Origin of the sequence: Cytophaga aurantiaca DSM 3654 (assembly GCF_000379725.1) — a bacterium.
GTDB classification, from domain to species: Bacteria; Bacteroidota; Bacteroidia; order Cytophagales; family Cytophagaceae; genus Cytophaga; species Cytophaga aurantiaca.
Map to the genome: position 1 here is coordinate 107,301 of NZ_KB903620.1, position 25,645 is coordinate 132,945.

Genomic DNA, 25,645 nt, shown 5'->3' on the forward strand with positions numbered 1-25,645 from the left:
TATCAACGAGGTCTTTTTGTTTTAACGAGCTTTTATTGAATTGTTAAAACTCTAGTATAAAGATAAGTTTTTTCAAAATCTTCCTTTGAGAGCTGCCATGTCTCCATAAAATGGGTAGGGTTTAAATTGATTTGCTCTAAACTATTCGAATCAACTAAATCCATCATTTCCTTGTCATTTAAAAGAGGGATTACTTCCGCATGACGCCAAATAGAAGTCCACGTAATAGTATTTATAACTCCTCCTTTAATAGCCTTTCCAGCTTTTCTTAATTTGACAATATTCTTTATTGTGCCACTCTTAATCAAATAAACAATAGCATCCTGTTTTTGCTGTTGACTTTTATTAGTATCATTAAGGCTTCTATCAAAATATTTAGTTGCGTAGTCTGTTTCTACATTGCCAATAATTTTATTGAGTAAGGATATTGTCGAAGTGTTATTTTTGACATTATCCAAAATATGAACTATGTCAAAAGCCTGCTGATTAGTAAGCTCCATATTATGGTTCGTTTGAAAATATCTATTAGCAGCATTCTTTTCATCTGAATTTCCATGATTCAGTTGCTCTATAGCCTTTTCAAACTGTCTTGCATTACTTTCCTGGATAGATTCCACTATCTTAAGATCAATAGTTTTATTCACCTCATTTATGAAATCATGAGACGGCTTAATTCCCCAAAAATATGAGATTAATGGAATGCCTATAGCTAATAAGGCAATTATTATGGTAAGAATAGTATAAATCACTCCAAAACTCGTTACAAAAGCGTTTTGATTGGCTATCGTATCTGACGCTTGATTAAGTCTTTGTTGTAAAAGTGCCAATTTCTCATCCTTTACAATACTAAGATCAGCATTGATTTTTTTTAACATTGCAAGGCTGTCTGACAACTCCTTAATATGCTTATTAGTACTTAAATCTACTTTTGGTTTTCCGGTTACTATAAAACTCAGAAACGAAAATATTAAAATTATCAAAGTGTGTTTCATAGATTAAAGATAATTGTTTTGCCAAAAAATCTAATAATAAAAAAGCCACAGATATGATCTGTGGCTTTTAATGGATTATATATTTTTCTTACTCTACCGTTACCGACTTCGCTAAATTCCTCGGCTGATCTACGTTACAGCCGCGCATTACCGCAATGTGGTACGATAATAACTGCAATGGAATAACCGTCAATAATGGCATCAATGCTTCGTGTGTAGCAGGAACCTCAATAGTATATTCCGCCATATTTTTAATATGCGTATCCCCTTCTGTAACTACAGCAATTACACGTCCTTTACGCGCACGCACTTCCTGAATATTCGAAACGATCTTTTCGTATGAATTATCTTTTGGTGCAATAACACATACCGGCATCTCAGCATCAATTAATGCAATCGGACCATGTTTCATTTCTGCAGCAGGGTATCCTTCTGCATGGATGTAGGAAATTTCTTTTAATTTTAATGCGCCTTCTAACGCTACAGGGAAATTATATCCTCTTCCCAGGTACAGGAAGTTTTTAGCGTCTTTAAATTTCTCAGCAATTTCAATGATCTGTTCGTTGCTTTGCAATGCTTTTTCAACTTTCTGCGGTATTGCTTCAAGCTCTGTAAGCAATGCGATGTATTGACTTTCAGTAATCGTTCCTTTTTTATTTCCAACAATAATAGCCATCATGGCCAATACGGAAACCTGTGCTGTAAACGCCTTCGTACTTGCTACACCAATCTCCGGACCAGCGTGCAAATAAGCACCTTCGTGTGATGCTCTTGAAATAGATGAACCTACCACATTACACACACCAAAGATCACTGCACCTTTTGATTTTGCTAATTCAATAGCTGCTAAGGTATCTGCTGTTTCTCCGGATTGAGAGATTGCAATCACAACATCTCCTTCTCTGATGATCGGATTTCTGTATCTGAATTCAGAAGCATATTCTACTTCTACCGGAATACGTGCAATGTCTTCGAATAAATATTCGGCAACAAGGCCTGCATGCCAGGATGTACCGCATGCTACGATAATAATACGTTCTGCATTGGTAAGTTTATTCGCATACTGAAGAATACCGCCTAATTGTAAATGTCCTAATGAGGCATTCACACGTCCGCGCATACTATCTTTGATCGACTTAGGTTGTTCAAAGATTTCTTTTAGCATGAAGTGCGGGTACCCTCCTTTTTCAATCTGATCCAATTCAAGATCCAGTGTTTGAATGTATGGAGTCTGCGTTACCGCATTTATATTTTTGATTGTTAACTCACCTTTGTTGATGATCGCTATTTCATAATCATTTAAATACACTACATCGTTTGTGTATTCAATGATCGGCGATGCATCTGAAGCTAAGAAAAATTCTTTTTTGCCAATACCGATTACAAGAGGACTTCCTTTACGTGCAGCAATAAGCATTTCCTTGTCGCTGTTGCTCATTACAACAATCGCATATGCGCCAACTACCATTGACAAAGCCAAACGCACTGCTTCGTCCAGTGAGCAATCGTTATTTTGCTTTACATCTTCGATCAGATGGATAAATACTTCTGAATCTGTTTCACTTAAAAATACGTGACCTCTTGCTTCTAACTCCGTTTTTAAGGAAGCGTAGTTTTCAATAATACCATTGTGAATAATGGCCAACTCTTTGTTTGAGCTGTAGTGCGGATGGGCATTCACATCATTCGGCTCGCCGTGTGTTGCCCAACGTGTATGACCAATACCAATCGTACTGCTGATCGGTAAATTTTTAATGAATGCTTCTAATTCGCTAACCTTACCTTTTTTCTTATACACCGATAACTCACCTGTCATCAATGCAATACCGGCACTGTCATAGCCTCTGTATTCAAGTCTTTTCAGGCCTTTTATAATAATCGGGCATGCTTCACGATGACCTACATATGCAACAATTCCACACATAATAAACCTACTTTACCTTGGTATAATATATTTCTAAGCGCATCCTGTTTGTTGATGCATTTGTGCCGTTTAATACAACTCTGTTTGTATAATACGAATTGAAAATAGGGTTAAGTATAAACCCGTCATTTGGATACTTTCCACTTAATAAAAACTGAAGGTATCGTGTAATATCAAAACTATATGACGTTGTTGTAATATCTATTCCTGACGCTGTCACACTCGGATATGCACCCAGATTATTCGGGTAACTGCCGGGCACGTAAGCCAACACGCCATTCCTGTATTTATATGTATTGTCCGGATTCAATTCTAAAAGACCTAAATCTCTGACCGGCCAATAACTTTGTTGATTACTTGTTTCATCAATCGGCGCGATCAACACGGCTTTATTTATAATTACCGAAGCGCCGTCTATCGTTGCTAAATTCTTCAGATAAGGGATCGTTACTTTCGTAACAACGCCTGTGCCTGCCTGTATATAACATTTATTATTCGTTGCAGCATCTGTAAGATTATCCGTGTTGTATACCAACGAAGAAATCGGTGTACTGCTACGATCTGTGATAACCCGGTTAAATGAAGCAGTATTCTGTACTAAATAAAACGCCGCGGAATCTGCTACAGAACCTCTTTTGAAATAAACAATCAATCTGGTTGTTATTGTTTGTGCTGTATTTGAAAAGGAACCACGAATAACGCTGCCTGTAGAATTGTTGTTTGATTTTACAACAATTCCATAATAATTGCTGTTGAAGTCGATGTTGCTTCTATCATCTGCAGCACCTAAAATTGTTGATGCAAATGTATTTGCCAATGGGATAGTAACTGTATTTTTTTGACTTGCGATAGCTTTAATGCCCGACTTTGAACCGCCGATTGTTGGGTCATATGTAACAAAACCCGTAGTTGTTTGGTAAGGTACTGAAACGTCCATCTGAGTTGTTACCTGATGCACCGCAAGATCTTGTCCACTCAATGTGTCACCATATGCATAATCATAATACAAGTACAAGTTAGATGAATCAATCGTCACCCCTGTGTAGTCAACATAGCTTGAGCCCAACGTCAACGAAGAATATGCTTCAGCATAGGTAACTCCTGTAACACCCGGATCTGAGTAAGCTCCAAAAGACAGGTTCGCAGGTCTTGCACTAATCAGTGAGTCGTTCAGCAGGAAAGTCTGATTGGTCAGTGTGATGGTATCCGTGTATTGCACACCAACATTAGATCCTCCACCAGGGGTACCCCCTAAATTAAAATCACCTTCCTTTTTACAGGAGGTGATTATTAATATTAAACAAATTATTGAAACAGCAGGTGAGCAAAACTTAGCCCACCAATTCATTGTAAAAATTATAATACTTCTCTTCATCCAACGTTTCATCAGTTGCTGCTAATAATTCAACTTTTTTATTCTTTTCTGTTTCTGCAAATAACTTGCTGATACTTTCTGTATAATCAGATTCTGTTTTTATAACCGCATCTGCATATTCCAATCCGATCTTGATAAAGCCTTCGTAATCTCCGGTATTCAGATTAGACAACATTTTATCTTCAATATCAAGCATCTTAACTTTGCTTAATAGGTCTTTGCCGAATTTGAATTTGATCGGGTTGTTATGAACTGTAAATACAGACTTCGCATCTTTAAATACAGGATCTAATTTATAACGTGTTTTAAGATATAGCGGAATCAAACTTGTCATCCAGTCGTTGCAATGAACGATATCCGGTGCCCAGCCCAGTTTTTTTACTGTTTCCATTACTCCCTTGCAAAAGAATATTGCTCGTTCGTCGTTGTCGTCGTAAAACTTATTTGCTTTGTCATGGAAAACGTATTTTCTTTGAAAATAGTCTTCATTGTCGATAAAGTAAACTTGTAATTTCGCATTTGGAATGGATGCAACTTTGATAATAAGAGGTTTCTCTTCTTCGCCTACTGAAATATTGATACCTGAAAGGCGAACAACTTCATGTAAACGGTTTTTGCGTTCGTTAATCAATCCGAAACGAGGAATCAATATACGCACCTCTAAGCCTCGCTCCTGCATGGCTTGTGGTAGTTTGCGTAGCATTTTACCTACTTCTGAATACTGTAAAAAAGGGTTGATTTCACTGGCAACGTAAAGGATTCTCAATTTAGACATATACCCTTTTTTAGATGGAAAATAAAACCGGACATATTACGGCAGGTCAAAACTACGAAAAATATGTGACTTTTTCAAGTCAAAAGCTAGTAGATGCCTTGATTTTTGGTGTAAAATGCGCAGTTTTACACCCAAATGATTTGTATTCGTTCCATTAACGCATTACGCCTTCATATAGCCGATGAAAAGCGTAAATCTAAAGCCATCGGATTTGTTCCAACCATGGGAGCATTGCATGAGGGCCATATTTCACTTATCAAGCAAGCAAAAGCTGAAAATGCGCTTTGTATTGCGAGTATTTTTGTGAATCCCTTGCAATTCAACAACGCAGAAGATTTCAAAAAATATCCCATTCAGCAGGAAAAAGACATTCAACTGATGGAGCAAGCAGGCTGTGACGTTCTGTTTATTCCTTCTGTTGAGGAATTCTATCCTTCTCCGCCTAAACTATCGATCGATATTGGTGCATTAGACCGGATCCTGGAAGGAACGCATCGTCCGGGCCATTTCAGCGGTGTGGCAATTGTGGTCTCGAAATTATTCAATGTTGTTTCGCCCGATAAAGCATATTTCGGACAAAAAGATTTGCAGCAGGTGGCTGTGATCAATCAATTGGTGCGTGAATTGAACTTTCCGATTGAAATAATTGCTTGTCCTATTGTAAGAGAACAGAATGGCCTGGCAATGTCTTCCCGCAATATGCGTTTAAGTAATGCCGGCAAAACAGTCGCTTCAAATTTATTTGCAGCACTTTCTCTCATTAAGCAGTCAATCAGCAAAGGAGAACGATCTACAAGTACCTTAGTTACCGTAGGGGGAAATTATTTAAATACATTTAAAGAAATTGAAATAGAGTATCTTGAAGTTGTAAATGGCGATACCCTTGAATCTATAACCGAGATTAAAGGGGTTTCGAAAGTTGCTGTTTGCATCGCCGCTCATATCGAAGGTGTTCGCCTTATCGATAATCTAGTTATTATTTTATAATTTTGATCGATTAAATCATTGTCATGAATATTGAAATATTAAAATCTAAAATCCATCGCGTTAAAGTTACTCAGGCTGAATTGCATTATGTTGGAAGCATCACAATCGATGAAGCTTTAATGGAAGCCTCTAATATTATCGAAAACGAAAAAGTTCAGATCGTAAATATCAATAATGGAGAGCGCTTTGAGACATATGTTATCAAAGGTCAAAAGCATAGCGGAACCATCTGTTTAAATGGGCCTGCAGCGCGTAAAGTTGCTGTCGGAGATATTGTAATTGTGATTGCTTATGCTTCAATGGATTTTGAAGAAGCAAAAAAATGGAAGCCAACGCTTATTTTCCCAGATGAAAATAATCGACTTAGTTAAAACATTATGAACTCAATTTTAAAAAACGCCATCAAGTACGTGCTTATGCTCGGTCTTGGTGGCTTGTTATTTTGGTACGTTTTAAAAGATCAGGATCCGAATAAAATTGCGGACGACTTCAGACATGCAAATTATTTCTGGATCGCTGTTTCGGTTTTGGTTTCTATTGTAGCCTATTGGTCAAGAGCTGTGCGCTGGAATTTACTGCTGGAGCCGCTTGATATAAAGCCTCCTGTTTATAAAACATTTTTAGCGTTGATGTCTGGTTATTTTGCAAATCTGTTATTGCCACGGGCAGGTGAAGTTGCACGCTGTCTGATATTAAACAAAATGGAAAAAGCCCCTTTTAACAGTACTTTTGGAAGTGTTGTTGCAGAACGTGTTTTTGATCTGATCGGATTATTGATTGTGATTGGTTTGACATTCGTATTCGAATTTTCGCTTATCAGTGGTTTTTTGAGCGATATATTTATCAATAAATTCCGCAATCTTTTTTCCAGTCTGCAACACATGTATCTGGTGTTACTCATTGTTGTTGTAGTACTGATTACCCTATCCGCAGTGATCTGGATGCTGCGGAATAAGATTAAACAAAACACTTTATATCAAAATATCGCTGCCTTTATAAGCGGTGTATGGAAAGGTGTTATCGGAATAAAAGATCTGGAAAAGAAATGGCAGTTCTTATTTCATTCTATCCTTATATGGGTTTGTTATTATTTTATGACCTATACTGTATTCTTTGCATTTGAACCTACTGCTCATTTAGGAATGGGTGCTGGTCTTGTGTTGCTGGTAGTGGGTGCATTGGGGATGTCGGCGCCTGTACAAGGAGGTATTGGAGTATTTCACCTATTGGTTTCTTCTGCATTGGTCATCTATGGAGTTTCAGAACAAAATGGTGTATCGTACGCTTTTCTACTTCACACTTCTCAAGCAATGACCGTTGTTGTATTTGGTGGAATTAGTTTTGTAATTTCATTGTTGATTGGTAAAAATAAAGAAACAGAATACGCAGATTTAAAAGCAGAATAATAAAATGGCAAACGCAGATAAAATTGTTTCGGTAAAAGATGGTGCAGCATTGATTGCAAAATGGAAGCAGGAAGGCGAAGTTGTTTTTACAAACGGCTGTTTTGATATTCTACATCTTGGGCATATCGATTATTTAGAGAAATCCAGGAATTTAGGAACGAGGCTTGTTGTCGGACTAAACACGGACGCCTCTGTAAAACGTTTAAAAGGACCAGAGCGTCCGTTGAACAATGAGACAGCACGGGCACGCATGCTTGCGGCCTTAGCCTGTACAGATGCTGTCATTTTGTTCGATGAACCTACTCCATTGGAGTTAATTACTGCCATTTCGCCCGATGTTTTGGTAAAAGGAAGTGATTATACGGTTGATACAATTGTTGGTGCAGATTTTGTTATTGAACATGGAGGTTCGGTAAAAACAATAGACTTAGTTGAAGGCTATTCAACAACCGGAATCATCGAAAAAATCAAAAACAGTTTAACCAAATAAAATTATGTTCGGTGTTATTGTTGTCATAAGTATCGCGACCATGCTGGCAAGCTGGTACGTGAGCCATAAGTTAAAAAGTAAATTTGAAGAATATTCTAAATTTACCTTGCTATCCGGAATGTCGGGCAAAGAAGTCGCAGAACAAATGCTGCGCGACAACCGCATTTATGATGTGAAAGTAATCTCTGTTGAAGGCAGACTGACGGACCATTACAATCCAAGCGACAAAACGGTTAACTTAAGTACGGATGTCTATAATGGCAGAAGTGCTGCATCAGCAGCAGTTGCGGCGCACGAATGTGGTCACGCCTTGCAACATGCACAGGCATACAGTATGCTTGAATTGCGCTCTACATTGGTTCCCATTCAAAACGTTAGTGCTACTATTTTGAATGTACTTATGATGGTTATGATCTTTGGCGGTATGTTCTTTGCAGGTCCAGGAGCTCTACCGATTGTATTATTGATCATCATTGCATGCAACCTTGTCTTAACGGTGTTTGCGCTTATAACTCTACCAGTAGAATTTGATGCCAGCAACAGAGCACTGGCATGGATGGAAAGCAGAGGCGTTACAAATGCAGCAGAACATGATATGGCAAAGGACGCATTAAAATGGGCTGCCAGAACATACGTTGTTGTTGCCATAGGCGCATTTGCTCAGTTGCTTTATTATGTAATGATGTATTTGGGTATGAGTCGCGACGACTAAACATAGCAGAAAAATTCTTTCAAAACCCTTATCGTTGATCTCAATGATAAGGGTTTTTTATTTAAAAGATTCTTTCTAACTTATTATATAACCTAAACAACTATGCTATGAAACGTATTTATGTGATTCTATTTACTGCGGCATTAAGCGCATCTATGTTTTCGTGTGAAAACAAAACTTCTTCTGAAACACCCAAAGATCGCATCGAAGAGGCTGCGGATAGTGTGAATAAAACTATTAAAGAAGAGTCCAAAAAAACCACCAAAAATGGTGATGATGCTCATTAAGTCGTGACGACTAATAATAGAACAATCATTTTATGAAGAGCCTTATCGTTATATCCAACGGTAAGGCTTTTTTGTTTTACAAAGAAAGTTTGTATCTTATTATACAAACTAAAACAACCACCTTATGAAACGTATTTATGTAATTTTATTCGCAGCGATATTAGGCGCTGGCGTAGTCTCTTGCAAAGAAAAAACTCCTGCTGAAAAAGCAAAAGACCATTTACATGAAGCTGGCGAAGATATTAAAGATGCCACGGATGATGCAGGAGATGCAGCAAAAGACAAGTCGAAAGAAGTGAAAGAAGATGTTAAAGACGCTACGCACTAATCTATCTTTCTTGTAAATAAAAAACCTTACCAACCCTGATCGGGGTTGGTAAGGTTTTTTATTTTGTATAAATGCTATTTATTTTAGAATGAAGATCCCGCATTTGGCCCCATGAAACTGATGTCCCAGAAACCTTCTGCCTGCGCATAATTATGGCTGTTTGTTTCAGGCCAATGTGCCTTATCGAAACCAGGAGCTTTTTTCAATAGCTCTGAACCATTTTCAATAACGAAAGCCTTTTTGCTTTGCTTTATTTTCAATACTGCAAACGGCAGAGCAAATAGTCTGTCATTGAAGCCTAAGAAGCCACTGCTTTCAACAACCACATATTCAATAATTCCTCTGCGGATGTCAAGCATGACATCTTTAATAACGCCAATCTTTTCATCCTTTTCATTTAAAACATCGTCTCCAATAATTGATGTTGCCGTTAAGAATTTTACAGGCCAGTTGGCATTTACACCGGTGTGGTTTTTGCCTGTTTTGTTGTCTTGATCGAAAGTGCTCATAAAAGTATTGTTTAAAAGTGAATGATTATTTAGATAAACGGTTGTATATAATCAATATAAAGATTTAATACGTAATTTCTATGTATTCGTTCAAACAATTGATTTATTTAACCGTACATTAATATACATTTAGATTCTGAAGATGCTATGAACTTTGAACTAACAGAAGAACAAAAAGCGGTACAAATTGCTGCAAGAGATTTTGCTCAAACCGAACTATTGCCAGGTGTGATTGAACGCGATGAATTACAAAAATTCCCTAAGGAACAAGTTAAAAAACTTGGAGAGTTGGGTTTGATGGGTATCATGACAGCCGAACAATATGGTGGTGCAGGTATGGACACGGTTTCATATGTTCTGGCTATGGAAGAGATTTGTAAAATAGATGCATCTACAGGCGTATGTATGTCTGTTAACAACTCACTGGTGTGTTGGGGAATTGAACATTATGGTAGCCAAGAGCAAAAGCAGAAATATTTAAAGCCGCTTGCATCGGGCGAATTAATAGGCGCATTCTGCTTATCTGAGCCTGAAGCAGGCTCAGACGCGACCTCACAACGTACTACTGCTGTAGAGTCAGGTGATCACTATATTTTAAACGGAACAAAAAACTGGATCACAAATGGCAGTACAGCATCTATCTATTTGGTTATCGCACAAACGCACCCTGAATTAAAACATAAGGGTATAAATGTCTTTATCGTTGAAAAAGACACCCCGGGTTTTGTGGTAGGAAAAAAAGAAAATAAAATGGGTATTCGTGCTTCCGATACCCATTCTTTAATGTTCACAGATGTAAAGGTTCCGAAGGAAAACCGTATCGGAGAAGATGGGTTTGGGTTCAAATTTGCGATGCAAACACTAAATGGCGGCCGAATAGGCATTGCTGCTCAGGCACTCGGGATTGCTTCAGGAGCATTGGAATTGGCTCTTAACTATTCTAAAGAGCGTAAATCTTTTGGAACAGAGATCTTTAACCATCAGGCAATTCAGTTCAAATTGGCTGATATGGCTACAAAAATTGATGCGGCGCGCTTACTTGTACTAAAAGCAGCTTATTTAAAAGACCAGCATAAAGACTATACAGAAGCGGCTGCAATGGCCAAACTATTTGCTTCTCAAGTAGCTATGGACGTTACAATTGAAGCGGTTCAGATCCATGGAGGTTATGGCTTTGTAAAGGAATTTCACGTTGAGCGAATGATGCGCGATGCCAAAATTACGCAGATCTATGAAGGCACCTCAGAAATACAAAAAATGGTGATTGGACGCGAATTATTCAAATAATAACATTAACCCATAATTTAAAAAACTCCAAAAACTTATAAAAGTTTAATTGTTAGCCATATTTTTTACATTTTTATTGTGTTTACTCAATTTTTGTATTAGTTTCGTACAAATACAAAAGGAATTTTGTCGAATCTTTTTTCTTGTTATTATCCAAATATAGTGGACTGTCATGGAAGATTATAATAAAATTATTGAATCACTAGGTGTTCGTTACATCAAATCTAAATCCATACGCATTGTTCAATCTCTTACGGTAGATAATTATTATGACGTAAGTAATATGATCGTGCTTCTTCATAAAGGAGAGATCTCATTTGGAGAAGAGCGTACTAAAGTTAAGGAAGGCGAATTGTTATTTATACCGGGCGGAAGATCTGTTTCTATTTCTTACGGTTCAGGCAATACAATTAAATTATCAAATGAAGAGTTGCTTACGAATAGAGAGAAGTTTCTTAATTCTGTAACAGACCCAACATTGATTGGTACAGATGCAAACTCTTTCAGTTATGTTTCTTTTGAAGCAAAAGTATTTGACTCTGTTAACTTCTTTACCTCACTTGATATTCCTCCATTCATTATTACAGATACTCCAAAACTAAGTCAATACATTCTTGACACTGTTGAGGAAGATCTTGCAGATGAAGCCGGCAAAGACCGTGTGATCAATATCAATACAGATCGTATCGTTGTTGAGATCATCCGTTTCATTCTTCGTAAAAATTTATTTGTTGAAAGACTTGCTACAAACAGCACATACTTCAAAGATCCACGCTTGTTGGATATTTTTGCTTACATCAAAACATACCTTGGTGGTGATTTGTCAAACAAAGTATTAGCAGGTGTTGCAAACGTTTCTGAAGATTATGTTGGTCAATATTTCAAAATGCTGACAGGTATTAATCCTCAGGATTACATTGAATACCAACGTATGGAAAAAGCGGTTGACTTACTTAGAACATCTAAGAAAAGTATCCGTGAAATTGGTGGTGAAGTAGGTTACAAAGACACTGCGTATTTCTGTCGTCGTTTTAAAATGATGTTTGGAATACCGGCAGGAAAAATGAGACGCAGAGAGTCTCTGATGAATATCTAGAAAGTTTATGTTTAATTAAATACCGTTCAGTTTAGGGAAGCCGCTTAGAAATAAGTGGCTTCTTTTTTTAACGGGCTTTTTCAAGATTGGAATTTGCAACCTGTTTTGAAATGGTTACCATAAGCTCAGGATCACTTTCAATACCTGTTCCTACAACAATAACGTCTGCGCCTGCTGAAAATGCTGCTGCTGCTTTCGCTACGCTATTAATGCCACCACCTACAATAAGCGGACATGCTACAGATTTTTTTACCGCTTTAATCATATTGGTATCTACCGGCTGCATTGCGCCGCTTCCACCGTCCAGATACATCAGCTTCAGACCCAACATTTCCCCAGCCATAGCTGTAGCTGCTGCAATACCTGGCTTGTCGTACGGCAACGGTGTTGTGTTGCTGATATACGAAGCAGTGGTTTGCTTACCACAATCCACCAACAGGTAACCTGTTGGAAGGACTTCCAAATTACTTTGCTTTATAAGCGGTGCGGCAACTACATGTTGACCAATTAAAAAATCTGCGTTTCTGCCTGAAATAAGTGACAACAATAAAATTGCATCTGCTGTAGCTTCCACCTGAAGATGACCTCCTGGAAATAAGACTACCGGAATAGAAGAGTGCTGCTTTATTGTTTTGATGATTTCCGGAATATTGTATTTGGAAAGCAAACTTCCTCCAAGAAAAAAATAATCGACATTGCTTTCATGAGACAGATCAATAACTCTTTTTAAGGAAGCTGCATCTAATTTGTCTGGATCTAATAATACAGCAAATGACTTAATTCCCTTAACCGATTTTTCTACTAACTGATTGTATATTGAAAGCATGTGATCAATTTATTTTTAGTCGTTTCTTTTTTCAAGAACACTCAACATTGTTTCGTACAACTTCTTCTGCAAATACCCTTTGCGAATTGTATAGGACATAACCCATGCGGCAATGCAAAATATTCCGCCCACGATCAAGAACCCTAAATAGCTGCTATCAAGGATCAGATTTAAATAAAAGCTCAAACCGAAGCCCAAAAATAACAACATCATTAAACCCACGAATGAAATGATGATGATCAAAATAATACTTGCCAATACATTCGACAGCTTTTTATAAAAATCTGTTTTTACACTTTCAATCTTAGATTGAAAAAGCGACTGAACCGTATCTACAACGACTCCAGAATTAAAAAGCTGCAATAATAACTTTAGCATATCGGATGATTTTAGATTAAGTTAAAGTTAACAAAATAGCCTAGGTTATAGCCCTGTTTGGGTATAATTTTTACTGTTTGGTATAAAAATAACTAAAGTTGTCTGTCGTTTTTTCGGCCATATTGTTTGAAAACAAAAGCACATTCAATACCAAACCAAACGATGGTGTTATCGCATTTCGATTATACGGATCAGAAGCAGGGACATATGAAAAGTTTGTATCTCTGCACGCATAGAAACCCGTATAACATGTTTTATTAAATAAAAATCCTGCATCCAGTCTCAGATTTGTATAATCTATAAATCTGTTGCTGTAAAATGCTACACCATCCTGCACATAATCAAATTGAAGATAAGGACGATAAGAAAGGAAAATGCCAATATCATGTTCCTTTACACCAATAAATCTCCCGACTCCTAAACCAAGACTTACTCTGCCTTCTGCCGGCCTCCTTGTTAGCGTAGTGCCGTTTACAGAAGTATTACTTAATGTTCCATCAACAAAATTAAACTGCTCGTACAAAGCCTCTGTTAAAATAATTGTGGAGCCGATCTTACCTCGGTGCTGTATATAAAACCGCGTAATGTAATTATAAATTCCGCCATTGTTTGAATTGATCCGCTCTGAAGCGCCGACATGCCATTTGTCTGAAATGCCCCAATCAAAGCCCGGCTTTATGTTCCAGCGGGTTTGTTCAATAATAGATGCATATACACCGTTTGTATTGTATAAACTTTCCAGGTATAAGGTAAGATTATGTTTATCAATAACAGCATCCACCCTGCCCGAGAGTTGAAATAAGGTTTGCTGATACTCCTTATGCACGGTATTATTGCCTTGGTTTGTACTCGACTGTGCATTTACAGTTTTATATGTGAAACACACAATCAATAAAAACAACAGGTACTTTTGCATGTATACAAGATACGCATTGACCTACAAAAACAAAAATACCTTTTCAGCAGTGTTCAATTTAAAAAAATATTTACTGATGCTTCTCTGTATGAATCAACTCAACCGTTTTTTGATTTTTAAGATCACAGGATCAAATGTTAAAACCAATGCAACGCTGAGTAGTATTACTACGGGCATAGCTACCCAAACCAAATAATCTCCTTTACTAAGTCCGAAACAATACGTTATTATTAAACCGATCTGCCAATGCAGTAAATAAATATAATAAGACATGTCTCCAAGAATCTTGTCAGTTCTTTTAAATTTTTCTGATGCCGTAAAAAATAAAATGGCAACAAACATTGCGAATACTACCTGGAATATTAATAACCAAATAGAGAATTGAATGGCATCAAAAAACTCGATTAAAATAAAACTGAGTATTAACGCCAGTAAAATAATTGCATTGGCTATAACATAATTATTATTCCTGTATTTAATTTTTCTCAGTCCAAAATACAGGCATCCTCCAAGCATAAATGGCAGGCCGCTGCAAAGGATGTTGGAATAAGGGGATTGAGATTTAAACAAAGCATAGCAACATACAACGAAAAACACACCTGTTGCTATCGCTGTTAATTTAAAAGATCTTGATGTAATGAAACCTATTAAAATATAATAGATCAATTCAATATTTAATGCCCAGGCAGGTGGTGTTAATCTTGTAGAAATTCCCGGGCGCAATCCAAAAATAAAGATATTTTTAAACCATGTTAATATATCTGCCGGAATTTTTAACGCAACATGATATGCATTAATAAAATCTATTGGAATGAAACTTATTAATAGGATGGATAAAATTATAGAAAGCCAATACGCAGGAAATATTCTGAACGCCCGATCCTTTAAATATTTTATTTTTCCGGTTGTATCAAATCCATATTTCTCGTTCATGATTAAGCACATTAAAAATCCGCTTAACATATAAAAGCCCCATACCGAGAGATACGCCGGAGAACCTGGATTGTCACCTAAGTGATGCCATAAAACAATTAACGCTAAAAAAAACCTAAGCAACCCAAACATTCAGCTTGAAATATTTATTCTTTATTTTTTTTATGTTTCAATACTTTCGCTTTTACATAGAAAATAATTTCTTCTGAAATGTTTGTGATGTAATCACCTACACGTTCCGTTTTGCGAATCATGGACAATAAATAAATTGCGTGCATGATCTTTTCTTTATCGTTGTTACCTTGTATGTATTCTGCCAACGCAACGTTCGCATTTGAATTAATCTCATCCAACGCTTCATCCATTGAAAACACCGTACGGGCAAGCTTTGTATTGTCTGTTTCAAACGATTCACACAACACATTCAGCATGTCTAAAATAATTGCGTTCATCTCTTTAAAACGCATTTTTTCTACAAGCTGCGGATCAAATGGTTTTTCAGCCATTAATAAAAACTTGCATAAACCTTCTGCATTATCACCTATACGTTCTAAATCCGAAACCATTTTCAATGATGCTACTACAAATCGTAAGTCAATAGCAACCGGGTTAAACAAGGCAAGTATATGCTCACAACGACTATCGATCTTTAATTCAATACCGTTTACACGTTTTTCATTTTTTAAAACTTCTTTCGCCAAATCGTGGTCGAATGTATAAAATGCAGCGATGCTTTTCTCCATCTGTTCTTTGACAAGATGGGTCATGTCGATCAGCTCACTTTTAAGTTCTCCTAATTCTGTTTCTAATAGATTCATATTTTTATTGAATCAAATTGTGTAAAAATACAATACGTTTATTTTCCGGTTTCGTTATGGATCAACCGAAACGGCCGGTAATATAATTTTGAGTGCGTTCCTTTTTAGGGTTCGTGAACAAGGTACGTGTATCATCGTACTCAACAAGTTCACCCATATAGAAGAAAGCAGTTTTATCACTTGTACGTGAAGCCTGCTGCATGTTGTGCGTTACGATCATGATCGTATACGAAGCCTTCAGGTTGTAGATCAATTCTTCAATCTTAGAAGTTGAAATCGGATCCAATGCAGAAGCAGGTTCATCCATCAACAAAATAGAAGGCTCTACCGCCAATGCTCTGGCGATACACAAACGTTGTTGCTGTCCACCGGACAAAGCTAAAGCAGATTTTTTCAATTTGTCTTTTACTTCATCCCATAACGCCGCTTGCTTTAAAGACCATTCAACTTTATCGTTGATATACTCTTTATTAGAAACACCGTTCACACGCAATCCATATGCAACGTTTTCGAAAATGGATTTAGGGAACGGGTTTGGCTTTTGAAAAACCATTCCGACTGCCTTACGCAATTCGTTGATGTTAACCGATGGCGAATTAATATCCACGCCGTCAATTAAAATATTTCCTTTAACATGACAATTGTCAATCAGGTCATTCATGCGGTTCATGCAACGTAAAAACGTAGACTTTCCACATCCTGAGGGACCAATTAATGCAGTAACCGTATTCTTCTTAACAGTAAGAGAGACGCCCTTTAGCGTATGGTCCTGACCATAATACACGTGTACATCTTGAGCTTCAATTTTCATCTTTCGAGGTTTTAGTTAAAAGAAATGCATCGTTTGTAATAGCAATTCATCCTCTCAACTTTTATATTCAATTTTTCTTCTGATCTGATTATTATATTAAGTGTATTACCACTTAACTTTTTTCTGCCAACGGTAACGTAAATATACTGCTGCACCATTCATCACAAATGTAATACCCAACAATACAATAATTGCCGCTGCTGCATTTACCTGGAAGTCGTGTTGAGGTTTCCCGATCCAATAGAATATTTGTATCGGCAATACGGTGAACGATTCATTTGGCAATTTTGGAACAGAGGTAATATATGTTGCAGCGCCAATTACAATCAACGGAGCTGTTTCACCGATTGCTCTCGATATAGCTAAGATCGCACCGGTTACGATACCGGGAATAGATGCCGGCAGGATCTGATGCCAGATCGTTTGCCACTGCGATGCACCTAATGCAAACGAAGCCTCACGTAAATTGTATGGAACGGTTTTTAATGCTTCTCTGGTAGAAACAATAATAATCGGCAGAATTAATAAAGCCAAGGTTAATGCTCCTGTAATAGCTGTATCACCTAACATCAACGTTCTTGAGAATACTTCCAAGCCTAATAACCCATATATGATAGAAGGAATACCTGCAAGGTTTGAAATGTTTACTTCAAGAATATTAGAAAGTCTGCCCTTCTTATTATATTCTTCTAAATAAATACCTGCACCAATGCCAATAGGGAATGCAATTATTGTTGTTAATGCCATGATCCAAAGCGTACCGCCCATGGCTGCGTATATACCGGCATTTTTAGCCTTGCGGGATGAAGAGTCTAAGAAAAATTTCCAATCCAATCTTCCAAAGCCGTCAAAGAATACATCGTATAATAATACACACAATACAAGTACACCAATACCTGTAGCTGCTAATGCTATATATTTAAATGATTTGTCCTGAAATTCGTACCACTTGTTTTTGCGCACTTGTTTTTGGCGCATTCTCTTTCCTAATTTCTTGGCCATAACAATTACTTATAAACTTGTTGGTAACGCTTCTTCAACCAGAAACTGATGTTGTTCAATAATAATGTGATCACAAACAAACTCATACCTACGGCATAAATTGTTTTGTATTCAATTGAATCGTTTGCAACATCCCCATTTACAGTTTGCACAATGTATGTAGTTGCCGTCTGTACCTGGTTAAGCGGATTGAACGTTAAGGTCGGTTTATTTCCTGCAGCAATTGCTACGATCATCGTCTCACCTACTGCTCTTGACAATGCAAGAATGATTGATACGGCGATACCTGATAAGGCTGCCGGGATAATTACTTTAAAAGCTGTTTGAAATTTTGTTGCACCCATAGCATACGAACCTTCACGAAGCATTCTAGGTACTGCATGCAACGCGTCTTCACTTAATGAAGAAACCAGTGGCAAAATCATAATTCCCATGATAATACCCGGAGCCAATGCATTGAAGTTGTTTAAGCCTAAACCTGGAAAAAGTTCCTGAATCATTGGTGTTACAAATGCTAAGGCAAAATAACCATATACAATTGTAGGGATAGATGCTAAAATCTCTAAAATAGGTTTTACAATATTTCGAACACGTGGACTAGCATATTCACTTAAGTAAACCGCAATGGTAATCCCCAGTGGCACTGCCACGCTCATGGCAATAAATGTAGTTAAGAAGGTGCCCGCCAGAAGCGGCATGATGCCAAAATGCTGTTGGTCTTTTGAAAAAGAAGGAGACCATTCTGTATCCGTTAGGAAATCCCAGATGGGTACTACTTGAAAAAATCGTGCTGTTTCAAATACTAAAACAGAAATAATGCCTACAGTTGTTAATACGGTTAACAAGCTGCAGGCAAATAAGAATGATTCTATAACTTTTTCTGAACGTTTCATTCAAAGGGGGCAACAATATTATTGTTGTGTTGTTTTTAATATTTCTTCCAGCTTCACTCCAACAGTCGTCTTCAAAGTTAAGAAAAGAGAACCAGTTGTGCCAGCATTAAAGCGTGCTTTTACCAATTTATATGCTTCAGGAGATAATGCTACATAGCCTGTTTCAGGAACCAATGTTGGTGCATTATCAATGTAATAGTTCACAAACTGAGCTACTTCAGGTTTTGTAGACGATGTTTTATTGATATAGATCAACAATGGACGGGATAATGGCTGATATGTGCCATTAACAATTGTTTCATTTGTAGCTAAAACAGCACCCTTTCCGTTCGCGTCATTTTTATCATCGATTGCTACCAATTTCAATTTATCTTGATTTTCAAAGAAATAAGCATATCCAAAATAACCAAGTGAATATTTGTCACCTGCAACACCACTTACCAAACCGTTATCGTCTTCACTTGCTGTATAATCTGTTCTGCAAGATCTTGCTTCGCCAACAATCGCTTCAGTGAAATAATCAAATGTACCTGATTCAGTTCCTGCGCCGTACAAATTAATTTTTTCATGTGGCCAGCCTGCACGTACATGATCCCAGTGTGTAACTGTACCTTTCGCTGCTGGTTCCCAGATTTTCTTCAACTCTTCTACAGTCAAATAATCTACCCATGTATTTTCTTTGCTTACAACAATTGCTAAACCATCGTATGCAATAGGAATCTCAAGGTATTGGATTTTGTTAGCTGCGCAATCTTTATCTTCAGAAGCTTTGATCGGTCTTGAAGCACCTGTAACATCAATTTCGTTACGGATAAACTTCTTAAATCCTGCGCCTGTTCCGGATGCATTTGCTGTAACTTTAATGTTTTTGTTTTCAAGTTCAAATTCTTCGGCAACCGCTTCAGAAATTGGGAAAACAGTAGACGAGCCATCTAATTTGATTGCTGTTTCTTTTGTTTCACTTGCAGCAGTTTTTTCGCTTCCACTACCACAACTGCTTAATAAAGCAGATACGAATACGATAAAGACAATTTTTTTCATTGGAATATATAGTAGGTGTAAAACATGAAAGTACTTAACATGCAAAACCGAGTTGCAAGTTAAGTACTTATTTTTATTTAACGCATTAAATAATTGTAACCTTATCAGTTACTACTGTATAATTTGTAACTAATTGAAGTTGAAATGTTCCCTTCAATTGTCAACCCTTATAATTTTTCCGGATGAGGGAATTTAGGTTCATCCTGAGGTTTTCTTCCTTTTTTCTTAAATAGCGTATGGAATTCGTCAAATATGATGTACACCGTATATGCTGTGTTTGCTTCAACATTTCTTTTTCCATAAGAAACGGTTGGTTGTGTCGGCACTTGATCAATGTTATACAAGAAATTTACCTGATATGTAATACCTGCTTCTATACGAATCGGATATTGGGTTGGTAATTTCCAGCCGAACAATGCAACCGTTCTGTTTTGATTCAGCATTTTTTGATAATCAACGTGTTTACCCATTCCAATGAACAATTCATTCCAAGCATTTATATACACTGTATTTTTTTGCATTTTAGGACTGTTCAATAATAATTGAGCACGTATCTGCCAACGAAGTCTGCCTTGGTGGCTGCTGCCGTTTCCGGAACCATTTGGATTTGGATAAAAACTGTAACCAGCCCCTAAATCATCCATGAATGTTGTTGATTGACTTCTGTCGCCGATCAATCTGAATTCATATCTGTAACGGTTAGAGAATAACAAACGGCCTAATTGGCTATTAACAGTTACCTGAGGACAAATTCTGAATTCGGGAAAAACAGCTTGTCCTTGATCCTGGCCATCTACCTTATACACACTTCCTTCTTGCGGAGGAGTCCAGGTGATCCAGTATCCAAGAGGTGATAATGAGAAACGAAGTTTTTGGGGAATTACCCAATAGTGGATCCAGGGTCTTATTACTTGTTGGTATGGATCTTTGAAAATATTACCTTGATTCCCACCTTGAATATAACTGGCATCTGCCATTCTACGGTATTGGTAATCAATCTGGTATTGCCATCTTTGTAATGAATCGATTGATCCGCTGATGTTGGCCTCAAACCAGAATGATTTTCTCTGCGTATAGGCCCTTGGGTGGTCTGCAAAGTTTTGAGAGGGAGTAGTTTGCGCAAAAGCGCATAGCATGCCAGATAGTGACAGTGCTACTGTTACAATAAGTTTTTTCATTTTTAATACGAGCTATTCGGATGCAAAACAACAGTTCTATTATTACCTCAGCATCACTCTAATGTTACCAAATTGTTACGCAGCTTATTTTTTGTATACATACTTTTGTAAACAATTCATATACAATTAATAAGGGCATAATTCTGACGTAATACAGTATATATACATTTGCAGCAATCAAAATATTCAACTTTTATTATGTCTATTATAACTTCAACCGGCCATTTTGTCGACCTACAGCTATTTGCAAATGATATTCAACTCGTGAATATTAAAATTTATAATATTCTGGGTGAAAAAAAATTATCTCTGTGGGAGGAATTGAAAAAGGGGGCAAACAATTTAGTGATTGATGTATCAAGCCTTGCGAAAGGTACGTATCGAGTGAAGATCTCTTATTTAAATGAAAAATTAAAAGAAGAGCGGTTTACGTTGTATTGATTATTGCAAGTGGTTGGTCGAAAAGACACAACCTTTAGATTTACTCCATAGTAAAATTCCAAGAAATAACTTTTCTATCCGTAGAGTTCCGAAGGGCTCTACGGATCTATAATAATAGATGAGAGTCTTTGACTCGTTTCAAAATAAATAACGAGTCAAAGACTCTATATCATTTGTTTATCCTTCAAGCGCTTCGCTACCTCTAAGAATAGAGGCTATACTCACACTAGAGCATTCACTGGCTTGCTTAAAAACAGATAATTAGACGTTGCACTATCCAGCTGTTTAATTTCTGTTATGTTAAAATACGCATATACAGGATCACGCCCCTCTCTTAAGTAAGCATATTCTTCGTGCATTGTCATGCCTTTGATAACATCTGTAGTCTTATCAAAATCATACAAGCGAAATGATTTCAACAATATATTTCCATTGTGCAGATGTATATCCAAAGCAATGTGATGTCTTTTGCTTTTCTGCTTTTTTAGTATCTCTACTAATTTAGATTTTATATCGAACTGCTGCATATTACTCAAAGGATGGCTGTGAATTGTCTAATGGATTTACCTTCGTAAAGGATGCGTATCTAGGCTTATATATGGTTACATCTTTTGAAAAACGTGTTATATTCTCAAATACAAACTGAGGATCATCTGCGTCTTCTGTCGCATCTTTATCTTCGTCGAATGCCTCGTTGTAATAGATCAGCTTCCAATCACCGTGTATGGTTTCTACAAGTGCCGAAAGCGTTTCCACCCAGTCGCCTGAGTTCAAATATTCAACACCGTTGTATTCTTTAATTGCCGGCTGATGTATGTGTCCGCAAATTACACCATCGCATTTACGCGAACGAGCCAGCTCTGCCAATTCCATTTCGTAATCCGAAATATAGGAAACCGCAGATTTTACTTTTTGCTTCACTACTTGTGAAAGCGAATAATATGGCAATCCTCTCTTCACGCGGTAATTGTTGTAATGCTTGTTGATCCACAACAAAAACGTGTAGCCAACATCTCCCAATTTCGCGATCCACTTAAGCTTTGTAGTGATTGCATCGAAGACGTCTCCGTGTATTACCAGATATGACTTACCTGTTGCTCCCTGGTGAATGTATTCTCTTTCAATGTGTATGTTCCCAAAACTGAAAGGAATAATGGTATCTAAGAAATCGTCGTGATTGCCGCGCAGATAATATACTTTTGTTTTATGCTGCTCTGTCATTTTTATGACTCTTCTGAAAAATCGCGTATGCGACTTTTTCCATTTACCATATTTTTGTAATTGCCAGCCGTCAATAATGTCGCCATTTAAAAGCAATGTGTCGCACGAATGATTCTTTAAAAAATTAGATACTTCTTTCGCTTTTGATCCTGAAGTTCCCAAGTGAATATCCGAAAGCACGATTGTTCTGTAATGTGTCTTCATGTTATGAATACTTTATGGCAATATCAATTCATTGCCTCTATTTAAACTATACAAATGAACACATTATACATAAGTTGAATATTACACATCCATTATGCTTGTGTTAACAAATCACGTATCCGTGTAACAATAACATAACAGCGGCATAACCTCTACGAAACATCTACAGGCTACCTTTATTGTATTCAATTCAACTAAACCAAAAAAGCGTATGTTGAACTCGATTTTAAACATCCTTAATCGCCTGCAGCAAGCGATTGAAAACTTCCTTATCGGCATCTGGGTTGAATTCTATTCACCGTTCAGATTCAGAAATTCATAATTGATGAAAATACTTTATGCCATCCAGGGCACTGGTAATGGCCACTTAAGCAGATCTATGGATATTGTTCCGTTGTTACAAAAACGGGGCGATGTAGATGTGCTGGTAAGTGGCGTACAAGGCGATTTAAATTTGCCTTTTCCTGTAAAATATCAATTCAAAGGACTAAGTTTTATCTTCGGAAAAAAAGGTGGTGTAGATATGTACAACACGTTTTTAAAACTAAAATCAAAAAGGATTTATAACGAAATAAAACAATTGCCGATCCATGAATATGATCTGGTGATTAATGATTTTGAACCCATCAGCGCCTGGGCCTGCTATGCAGTGAACAAAGAATGCATCTCTCTGAGTCACCAGTCGGCTGTGCTTTCTCCGAAGGCCCCCAAGCCATCCAGTTACGATCTGATTGGCCATACGATCTTGCGCTATTATGCGCCAAGTACAAAACAGTATGGCTTTCATTTTGAACGTTACGATAAAAATATTTTTACTCCTGTGATCCGTCAGCAGATTCGAAATGCAAAAGTGGAGAACCTTGGTCACTACACCGTGTATCTCCCTGCTTATGACGACGAACGCATATTGAAAAATCTGCTGCGGTTTGAAGATGTACAGTGGCAGGTATTTTCCAAGCATAATAAAACTCCGATTATTGAAAAAAATGTTCGCATTTTGCCAATTCAAAATGAACTATTCATAAAAAGCCTTGCGACTGCAGAAGGTGTAATTTGCGGTGCCGGATTTGAAACACCGGCAGAGGCTTTGTTCATGAAAAAGAAAGTATTGGTTGTGCCGATGAAAGGTCAGTATGAACAGCATTGCAATGCTGCAGCACTTGCAGAAATGGGCGTTCCGGTAATTAAAAGTTTAAAGAAGAAACACTTCCCGACAATCGAAAAATGGTTGAAAAGCGATACACGTGTGGAAGTTGATTATCCGGATATTACCGACCGGATATTAGATCATATTTTTGCTAAACACACCGCAAACAAAGAAGCTATTGATATTGCAAAAAAATGGGAGAAAGAACTTGATTTAGATGCATGATACTTTCAGAACCACAACAATCACTTTTCAAAGGCACGTCTGTTCTTTCTGAATATAAAAAAAACCTGGATCAAACATTTGTCTGGGGTGTCTCTTCTTCGGCCTATCAAACAGAAGGCGCGTATAATGTAGATGGGAAAGGTCCATCTATCTGGGATACGTTTACCAATGAAAATAAAAATAAAATAAAGGATAAAAAGAATGCGAACATTGCATGCGATTTTTATTCGCGTTACGAAGACGACATAAAACTAATGCAGGCATTAGGCATCAATCATTTTCGTTTTTCAATTTCATGGGCCCGCATCATACCAAATGGTGTCGGTGAAATAAATCCGGCAGGCTTAGCATTTTATGATCGTTTAATTGATACGTGCTTAAAGTATGGCATTACTCCATGGGTAACGTTGTATCATTGGGATCTGCCGCAAGCGCTAGAAAATAAAGGTGGCTGGACAAACAGAGAAGTCGTACACTGGTTTACCGATTATGTATCTGTTTGTGTGAAACATTTTGGTGATCGCGTAAGCAACTGGATGGTGATGAATGAACCCATGGTGTTTGTTGGTGCAGGTTATTTTTTAGGTATACATGCTCCCGGGAAAAGAGGAATGAAAAACTTTCTGCCCGCTATCCATCATGCGGTGTTGAGCATGTGTGAAGGAGCGCGAACAATCAAAGCTCTCCAGCCAAACGCAGAAGTGGGTACTACATTTTCATGTTCGCATATAGAGCCTTACAGAAACATAGAAAAAGATCATTTAGCAGCAATCAAAGTAGATGCACTGTTAAACAGAATGTTCATCGAACCCACGCTGGGCATGGGATACCCGGTAGATGTATTAACACCTTTACGTGATATTCATAAATACATCCTTCCGGGCGACGAGCACAAAATGCAATTTGAATTCGATTTTATAGGCGTTCAGAATTATACCCGAGAGTTTGTAAAACACTCGTGGTTTACTCCATACCTAAAAGCACGATTGATAAGCGCCCCTAGCCGCAAAGTACAGCATACATTGATGAATTGGGAAGTATATCCGGAAGCCATCTACCACATGATCAAAAAATTCGATACCTATCCCGGAGTGAAAAAAATTCTGATTACTGAAAACGGCGCGGCGTTTGAAGACAAACATCACGAGACCATTATCTCCGATCATATGCGAACGGTTTATCTGCAGGATCACATTGAGCAGGTTTTAAAAGCACGATCAGAAGGTTCAAAAGTTGAGGGCTATTTTGTATGGACCTGGACGGATAATTTTGAATGGGCTGAAGGCTATCACCCGCGTTTTGGCCTGATTTACACAGACTTTAATACACAAAAACGTGTTGTCAAAGAATCGGGGTTGTGGTATGGCAATTTTATCCGTGGTTAAACATCCATTCTGTATACTGAATATTATATAATTCCTTCGTATTTTTTTCTTTAAGTAT

At 37.4% G+C, this 25,645-nt stretch carries 29 protein-coding genes; 12 read left to right on the forward strand and 17 right to left on the reverse strand.

Annotation, left to right across the window (positions count from 1 at the left end; translation table 11 throughout):
* Positions 1 to 32 precede the first annotated feature (32 nt).
* The 4 genes from A3EE_RS0100485 to A3EE_RS0100500 form a co-directional block, all read right to left on the reverse strand.
* The gene (locus A3EE_RS0100485; RefSeq protein ID WP_018341452.1) at positions 33 to 992 is read right to left on the reverse strand and encodes a hypothetical protein; all 960 of its coding nucleotides are present in this window, start codon (positions 990 to 992) and stop codon (positions 33 to 35) included.
* A gap of 88 nt (positions 993 to 1,080) precedes the next feature.
* Positions 1,081 to 2,916: a glutamine--fructose-6-phosphate transaminase (isomerizing) gene (gene glmS, locus A3EE_RS0100490; RefSeq protein WP_018341453.1), complete on the reverse strand. Its 1,836-nt coding sequence runs from the start codon at positions 2,914 to 2,916 to the stop codon at positions 1,081 to 1,083.
* Between the two features lie 7 nt (positions 2,917 to 2,923).
* A complete protein-coding gene (locus A3EE_RS0100495) occupies positions 2,924 to 4,264 on the reverse strand; it encodes a DUF4270 family protein (protein WP_018341454.1) in 1,341 nt (446 codons plus the stop codon).
* Entirely contained in the window at positions 4,248 to 5,066 is an 819-nt protein-coding gene (locus A3EE_RS0100500; RefSeq protein ID WP_018341455.1) for a glycogen/starch synthase, read from the reverse strand. The genes A3EE_RS0100495 and A3EE_RS0100500 overlap by 17 nt, the downstream gene beginning before the upstream one ends.
* A 135-nt stretch (positions 5,067 to 5,201) precedes the next feature.
* On the opposite strand from A3EE_RS0100500, the gene panC reads away from it, so the two are divergent.
* The 7 genes from panC (at position 5,202) to A3EE_RS0100540 (ending at position 9,276) form a co-directional block, all read left to right on the forward strand.
* Positions 5,202 to 6,053 (forward strand): pantoate--beta-alanine ligase, encoded by an 852-nt coding sequence (gene panC / locus A3EE_RS0100510; RefSeq protein ID WP_018341457.1) that lies wholly within the window; start codon positions 5,202 to 5,204, stop codon positions 6,051 to 6,053.
* Between the two features lie 23 nt (positions 6,054 to 6,076).
* The gene (gene panD, locus A3EE_RS0100515) at positions 6,077 to 6,424 is read left to right on the forward strand and encodes an aspartate 1-decarboxylase (protein ID WP_018341458.1); all 348 of its coding nucleotides are present in this window, start codon (positions 6,077 to 6,079) and stop codon (positions 6,422 to 6,424) included.
* Between the two features lie 6 nt (positions 6,425 to 6,430).
* The gene (locus A3EE_RS0100520) at positions 6,431 to 7,459 is read left to right on the forward strand and encodes a lysylphosphatidylglycerol synthase transmembrane domain-containing protein (RefSeq protein ID WP_026209514.1); all 1,029 of its coding nucleotides are present in this window, start codon (positions 6,431 to 6,433) and stop codon (positions 7,457 to 7,459) included.
* A 4-nt stretch (positions 7,460 to 7,463) separates the two neighbouring features.
* Positions 7,464 to 7,949, forward strand: coding sequence for a D-glycero-beta-D-manno-heptose 1-phosphate adenylyltransferase (gene rfaE2, locus A3EE_RS0100525; RefSeq protein ID WP_018341460.1), 486 nt, complete (start codon positions 7,464 to 7,466; stop codon positions 7,947 to 7,949).
* Between the two features lie 4 nt (positions 7,950 to 7,953).
* Positions 7,954 to 8,661 carry a zinc metallopeptidase gene (locus tag A3EE_RS0100530; protein WP_018341461.1) on the forward strand — a complete coding sequence of 236 codons (708 nt, stop codon included), beginning with the start codon at positions 7,954 to 7,956 and terminating at the stop codon, positions 8,659 to 8,661.
* A 107-nt stretch (positions 8,662 to 8,768) separates the two neighbouring features.
* On the forward strand, positions 8,769 to 8,948 hold the full coding sequence (locus tag A3EE_RS0100535; RefSeq protein WP_018341462.1) for a hypothetical protein: 180 nt from the start codon (positions 8,769 to 8,771) through the stop codon (positions 8,946 to 8,948).
* Positions 8,949 to 9,072: 124 nt separating this feature from the next.
* On the forward strand, positions 9,073 to 9,276 hold the full coding sequence (locus A3EE_RS0100540; protein ID WP_018341463.1) for a hypothetical protein: 204 nt from the start codon (positions 9,073 to 9,075) through the stop codon (positions 9,274 to 9,276).
* A gap of 83 nt (positions 9,277 to 9,359) precedes the next feature.
* On the opposite strand, the gene A3EE_RS19800 is transcribed toward A3EE_RS0100540, so the two are convergent.
* Entirely contained in the window at positions 9,360 to 9,785 is a 426-nt protein-coding gene (locus A3EE_RS19800) for a PRC-barrel domain-containing protein (RefSeq protein WP_018341464.1), read from the reverse strand.
* 147 nt (positions 9,786 to 9,932) lie between these two features.
* On the opposite strand from A3EE_RS19800, the gene A3EE_RS0100550 reads away from it, so the two are divergent.
* Positions 9,933 to 11,072 (forward strand): acyl-CoA dehydrogenase, encoded by a 1,140-nt coding sequence (locus A3EE_RS0100550; RefSeq protein WP_018341465.1) that lies wholly within the window; start codon positions 9,933 to 9,935, stop codon positions 11,070 to 11,072.
* A 172-nt stretch (positions 11,073 to 11,244) separates the two neighbouring features.
* Positions 11,245 to 12,168, forward strand: coding sequence for a helix-turn-helix domain-containing protein (locus A3EE_RS0100555; RefSeq protein WP_018341466.1), 924 nt, complete (start codon positions 11,245 to 11,247; stop codon positions 12,166 to 12,168).
* Positions 12,169 to 12,235: 67 nt separating this feature from the next.
* Here the strand turns inward: A3EE_RS0100555 and A3EE_RS0100560 are convergent, their stop codons facing one another.
* The 10 genes from A3EE_RS0100560 to A3EE_RS0100605 form a co-directional block, all read right to left on the reverse strand.
* The gene (locus A3EE_RS0100560; RefSeq protein ID WP_018341467.1) at positions 12,236 to 12,994 is read right to left on the reverse strand and encodes a phosphoglycerol geranylgeranyltransferase; all 759 of its coding nucleotides are present in this window, start codon (positions 12,992 to 12,994) and stop codon (positions 12,236 to 12,238) included.
* Between the two features lie 15 nt (positions 12,995 to 13,009).
* Positions 13,010 to 13,372 carry a phage holin family protein gene (locus A3EE_RS0100565; protein WP_018341468.1) on the reverse strand — a complete coding sequence of 121 codons (363 nt, stop codon included), beginning with the start codon at positions 13,370 to 13,372 and terminating at the stop codon, positions 13,010 to 13,012.
* A gap of 70 nt (positions 13,373 to 13,442) precedes the next feature.
* A complete protein-coding gene (locus A3EE_RS0100570) occupies positions 13,443 to 14,288 on the reverse strand; it encodes a hypothetical protein (protein ID WP_018341469.1) in 846 nt (281 codons plus the stop codon).
* Positions 14,289 to 14,381: 93 nt separating this feature from the next.
* Positions 14,382 to 15,353, reverse strand: a complete 972-nt coding sequence (locus A3EE_RS0100575; protein ID WP_083921226.1) for an acyltransferase family protein — start codon at positions 15,351 to 15,353, stop codon at positions 14,382 to 14,384.
* 14 nt (positions 15,354 to 15,367) lie between these two features.
* Positions 15,368 to 16,039, reverse strand: a complete 672-nt coding sequence (gene phoU / locus A3EE_RS0100580; protein ID WP_018341471.1) for a phosphate signaling complex protein PhoU — start codon at positions 16,037 to 16,039, stop codon at positions 15,368 to 15,370.
* Positions 16,040 to 16,100: 61 nt separating this feature from the next.
* A complete protein-coding gene (gene pstB, locus A3EE_RS0100585) occupies positions 16,101 to 16,850 on the reverse strand; it encodes a phosphate ABC transporter ATP-binding protein PstB (protein ID WP_018341472.1) in 750 nt (249 codons plus the stop codon).
* Between the two features lie 105 nt (positions 16,851 to 16,955).
* Entirely contained in the window at positions 16,956 to 17,852 is an 897-nt protein-coding gene (gene pstA, locus A3EE_RS0100590) for a phosphate ABC transporter permease PstA (protein ID WP_018341473.1), read from the reverse strand.
* 5 nt (positions 17,853 to 17,857) lie between these two features.
* Entirely contained in the window at positions 17,858 to 18,745 is an 888-nt protein-coding gene (pstC, locus tag A3EE_RS0100595; RefSeq protein WP_018341474.1) for a phosphate ABC transporter permease subunit PstC, read from the reverse strand.
* A gap of 18 nt (positions 18,746 to 18,763) precedes the next feature.
* Positions 18,764 to 19,786, reverse strand: a complete 1,023-nt coding sequence (locus A3EE_RS0100600) for a PstS family phosphate ABC transporter substrate-binding protein (protein ID WP_018341475.1) — start codon at positions 19,784 to 19,786, stop codon at positions 18,764 to 18,766.
* 167 nt (positions 19,787 to 19,953) lie between these two features.
* Entirely contained in the window at positions 19,954 to 20,964 is a 1,011-nt protein-coding gene (locus tag A3EE_RS0100605; protein ID WP_018341476.1) for a DUF2490 domain-containing protein, read from the reverse strand.
* Positions 20,965 to 21,162: 198 nt separating this feature from the next.
* Between A3EE_RS0100605 and A3EE_RS0100610 the strand changes: the two genes are divergently transcribed.
* On the forward strand, positions 21,163 to 21,405 hold the full coding sequence (locus tag A3EE_RS0100610) for a T9SS type A sorting domain-containing protein (protein WP_018341477.1): 243 nt from the start codon (positions 21,163 to 21,165) through the stop codon (positions 21,403 to 21,405).
* 221 nt (positions 21,406 to 21,626) lie between these two features.
* Here the strand turns inward: A3EE_RS0100610 and A3EE_RS0100615 are convergent, their stop codons facing one another.
* On the reverse strand, positions 21,627 to 21,932 hold the full coding sequence (locus A3EE_RS0100615; protein WP_018341478.1) for a hypothetical protein: 306 nt from the start codon (positions 21,930 to 21,932) through the stop codon (positions 21,627 to 21,629).
* A 1-nt stretch (position 21,933) separates the two neighbouring features.
* Complete coding sequence (locus tag A3EE_RS0100620) at positions 21,934 to 22,830, reverse strand: UDP-2,3-diacylglucosamine diphosphatase (protein ID WP_018341479.1); 897 nt, start codon at positions 22,828 to 22,830, stop codon at positions 21,934 to 21,936.
* A gap of 325 nt (positions 22,831 to 23,155) precedes the next feature.
* On the opposite strand from A3EE_RS0100620, the gene A3EE_RS0100630 reads away from it, so the two are divergent.
* Both A3EE_RS0100630 and A3EE_RS0100635 read left to right on the forward strand, forming a co-directional pair.
* Positions 23,156 to 24,202: a glycosyltransferase family protein gene (locus A3EE_RS0100630; protein ID WP_033417388.1), complete on the forward strand. Its 1,047-nt coding sequence runs from the start codon at positions 23,156 to 23,158 to the stop codon at positions 24,200 to 24,202.
* Positions 24,199 to 25,587: a GH1 family beta-glucosidase gene (locus tag A3EE_RS0100635; protein WP_018341482.1), complete on the forward strand. Its 1,389-nt coding sequence runs from the start codon at positions 24,199 to 24,201 to the stop codon at positions 25,585 to 25,587. Before A3EE_RS0100630 ends, A3EE_RS0100635 begins: the two co-directional genes overlap by 4 nt.
* Positions 25,588 to 25,645 lie beyond the last annotated feature (58 nt).

Excerpts from the sequence above, each read along its gene's own strand:
- A3EE_RS0100570 (WP_018341469.1), bottom strand. The coding sequence starts at position 14,288 with ATGCAAAAGTACCTGTTGTTTTTATTGATTGTGTGTTTCACATATAAA.
- A3EE_RS0100600 (WP_018341475.1), bottom strand. The coding sequence starts at position 19,786 with ATGAAAAAAATTGTCTTTATCGTATTCGTATCTGCTTTATTAAGCAGT.
- A3EE_RS0100500 (WP_018341455.1), bottom strand. The coding sequence starts at position 5,066 with ATGTCTAAATTGAGAATCCTTTACGTTGCCAGTGAAATCAACCCTTTT.
- A3EE_RS0100535 (WP_018341462.1), top strand. The coding sequence starts at position 8,769 with ATGAAACGTATTTATGTGATTCTATTTACTGCGGCATTAAGCGCATCT.
- A3EE_RS0100495 (WP_018341454.1), bottom strand. The coding sequence starts at position 4,264 with ATGAATTGGTGGGCTAAGTTTTGCTCACCTGCTGTTTCAATAATTTGT.
- panD (WP_018341458.1), top strand. The coding sequence starts at position 6,077 with ATGAATATTGAAATATTAAAATCTAAAATCCATCGCGTTAAAGTTACT.
- A3EE_RS0100605 (WP_018341476.1), bottom strand. The coding sequence starts at position 20,964 with ATGAAAAAACTTATTGTAACAGTAGCACTGTCACTATCTGGCATGCTA.
- rfaE2 (WP_018341460.1), top strand. The coding sequence starts at position 7,464 with ATGGCAAACGCAGATAAAATTGTTTCGGTAAAAGATGGTGCAGCATTG.
- A3EE_RS0100565 (WP_018341468.1), bottom strand. The coding sequence starts at position 13,372 with ATGCTAAAGTTATTATTGCAGCTTTTTAATTCTGGAGTCGTTGTAGAT.
- A3EE_RS0100630 (WP_033417388.1), top strand. The coding sequence starts at position 23,156 with ATGAAAATACTTTATGCCATCCAGGGCACTGGTAATGGCCACTTAAGC.
- A3EE_RS0100620 (WP_018341479.1), bottom strand. The coding sequence starts at position 22,830 with ATGAAGACACATTACAGAACAATCGTGCTTTCGGATATTCACTTGGGA.
- A3EE_RS0100635 (WP_018341482.1), top strand. The coding sequence starts at position 24,199 with ATGATACTTTCAGAACCACAACAATCACTTTTCAAAGGCACGTCTGTT.
- A3EE_RS0100485 (WP_018341452.1), bottom strand. The coding sequence starts at position 992 with ATGAAACACACTTTGATAATTTTAATATTTTCGTTTCTGAGTTTTATA.
- A3EE_RS0100555 (WP_018341466.1), top strand. The coding sequence starts at position 11,245 with ATGGAAGATTATAATAAAATTATTGAATCACTAGGTGTTCGTTACATC.
- A3EE_RS0100615 (WP_018341478.1), bottom strand. The coding sequence starts at position 21,932 with ATGCAGCAGTTCGATATAAAATCTAAATTAGTAGAGATACTAAAAAAG.
- A3EE_RS0100540 (WP_018341463.1), top strand. The coding sequence starts at position 9,073 with ATGAAACGTATTTATGTAATTTTATTCGCAGCGATATTAGGCGCTGGC.
- A3EE_RS0100575 (WP_083921226.1), bottom strand. The coding sequence starts at position 15,353 with ATGTTTGGGTTGCTTAGGTTTTTTTTAGCGTTAATTGTTTTATGGCAT.
- A3EE_RS0100550 (WP_018341465.1), top strand. The coding sequence starts at position 9,933 with ATGAACTTTGAACTAACAGAAGAACAAAAAGCGGTACAAATTGCTGCA.
- A3EE_RS19800 (WP_018341464.1), bottom strand. The coding sequence starts at position 9,785 with ATGAGCACTTTCGATCAAGACAACAAAACAGGCAAAAACCACACCGGT.
- A3EE_RS0100610 (WP_018341477.1), top strand. The coding sequence starts at position 21,163 with ATGTCTATTATAACTTCAACCGGCCATTTTGTCGACCTACAGCTATTT.
- pstB (WP_018341472.1), bottom strand. The coding sequence starts at position 16,850 with ATGAAAATTGAAGCTCAAGATGTACACGTGTATTATGGTCAGGACCAT.
- A3EE_RS0100520 (WP_026209514.1), top strand. The coding sequence starts at position 6,431 with ATGAACTCAATTTTAAAAAACGCCATCAAGTACGTGCTTATGCTCGGT.
- A3EE_RS0100530 (WP_018341461.1), top strand. The coding sequence starts at position 7,954 with ATGTTCGGTGTTATTGTTGTCATAAGTATCGCGACCATGCTGGCAAGC.
- panC (WP_018341457.1), top strand. The coding sequence starts at position 5,202 with ATGATTTGTATTCGTTCCATTAACGCATTACGCCTTCATATAGCCGAT.
- phoU (WP_018341471.1), bottom strand. The coding sequence starts at position 16,039 with ATGAATCTATTAGAAACAGAATTAGGAGAACTTAAAAGTGAGCTGATC.
- A3EE_RS0100560 (WP_018341467.1), bottom strand. The coding sequence starts at position 12,994 with ATGCTTTCAATATACAATCAGTTAGTAGAAAAATCGGTTAAGGGAATT.
- glmS (WP_018341453.1), bottom strand. The coding sequence starts at position 2,916 with ATGTGTGGAATTGTTGCATATGTAGGTCATCGTGAAGCATGCCCGATT.
- pstC (WP_018341474.1), bottom strand. The coding sequence starts at position 18,745 with ATGAAACGTTCAGAAAAAGTTATAGAATCATTCTTATTTGCCTGCAGC.
- pstA (WP_018341473.1), bottom strand. The coding sequence starts at position 17,852 with ATGGCCAAGAAATTAGGAAAGAGAATGCGCCAAAAACAAGTGCGCAAA.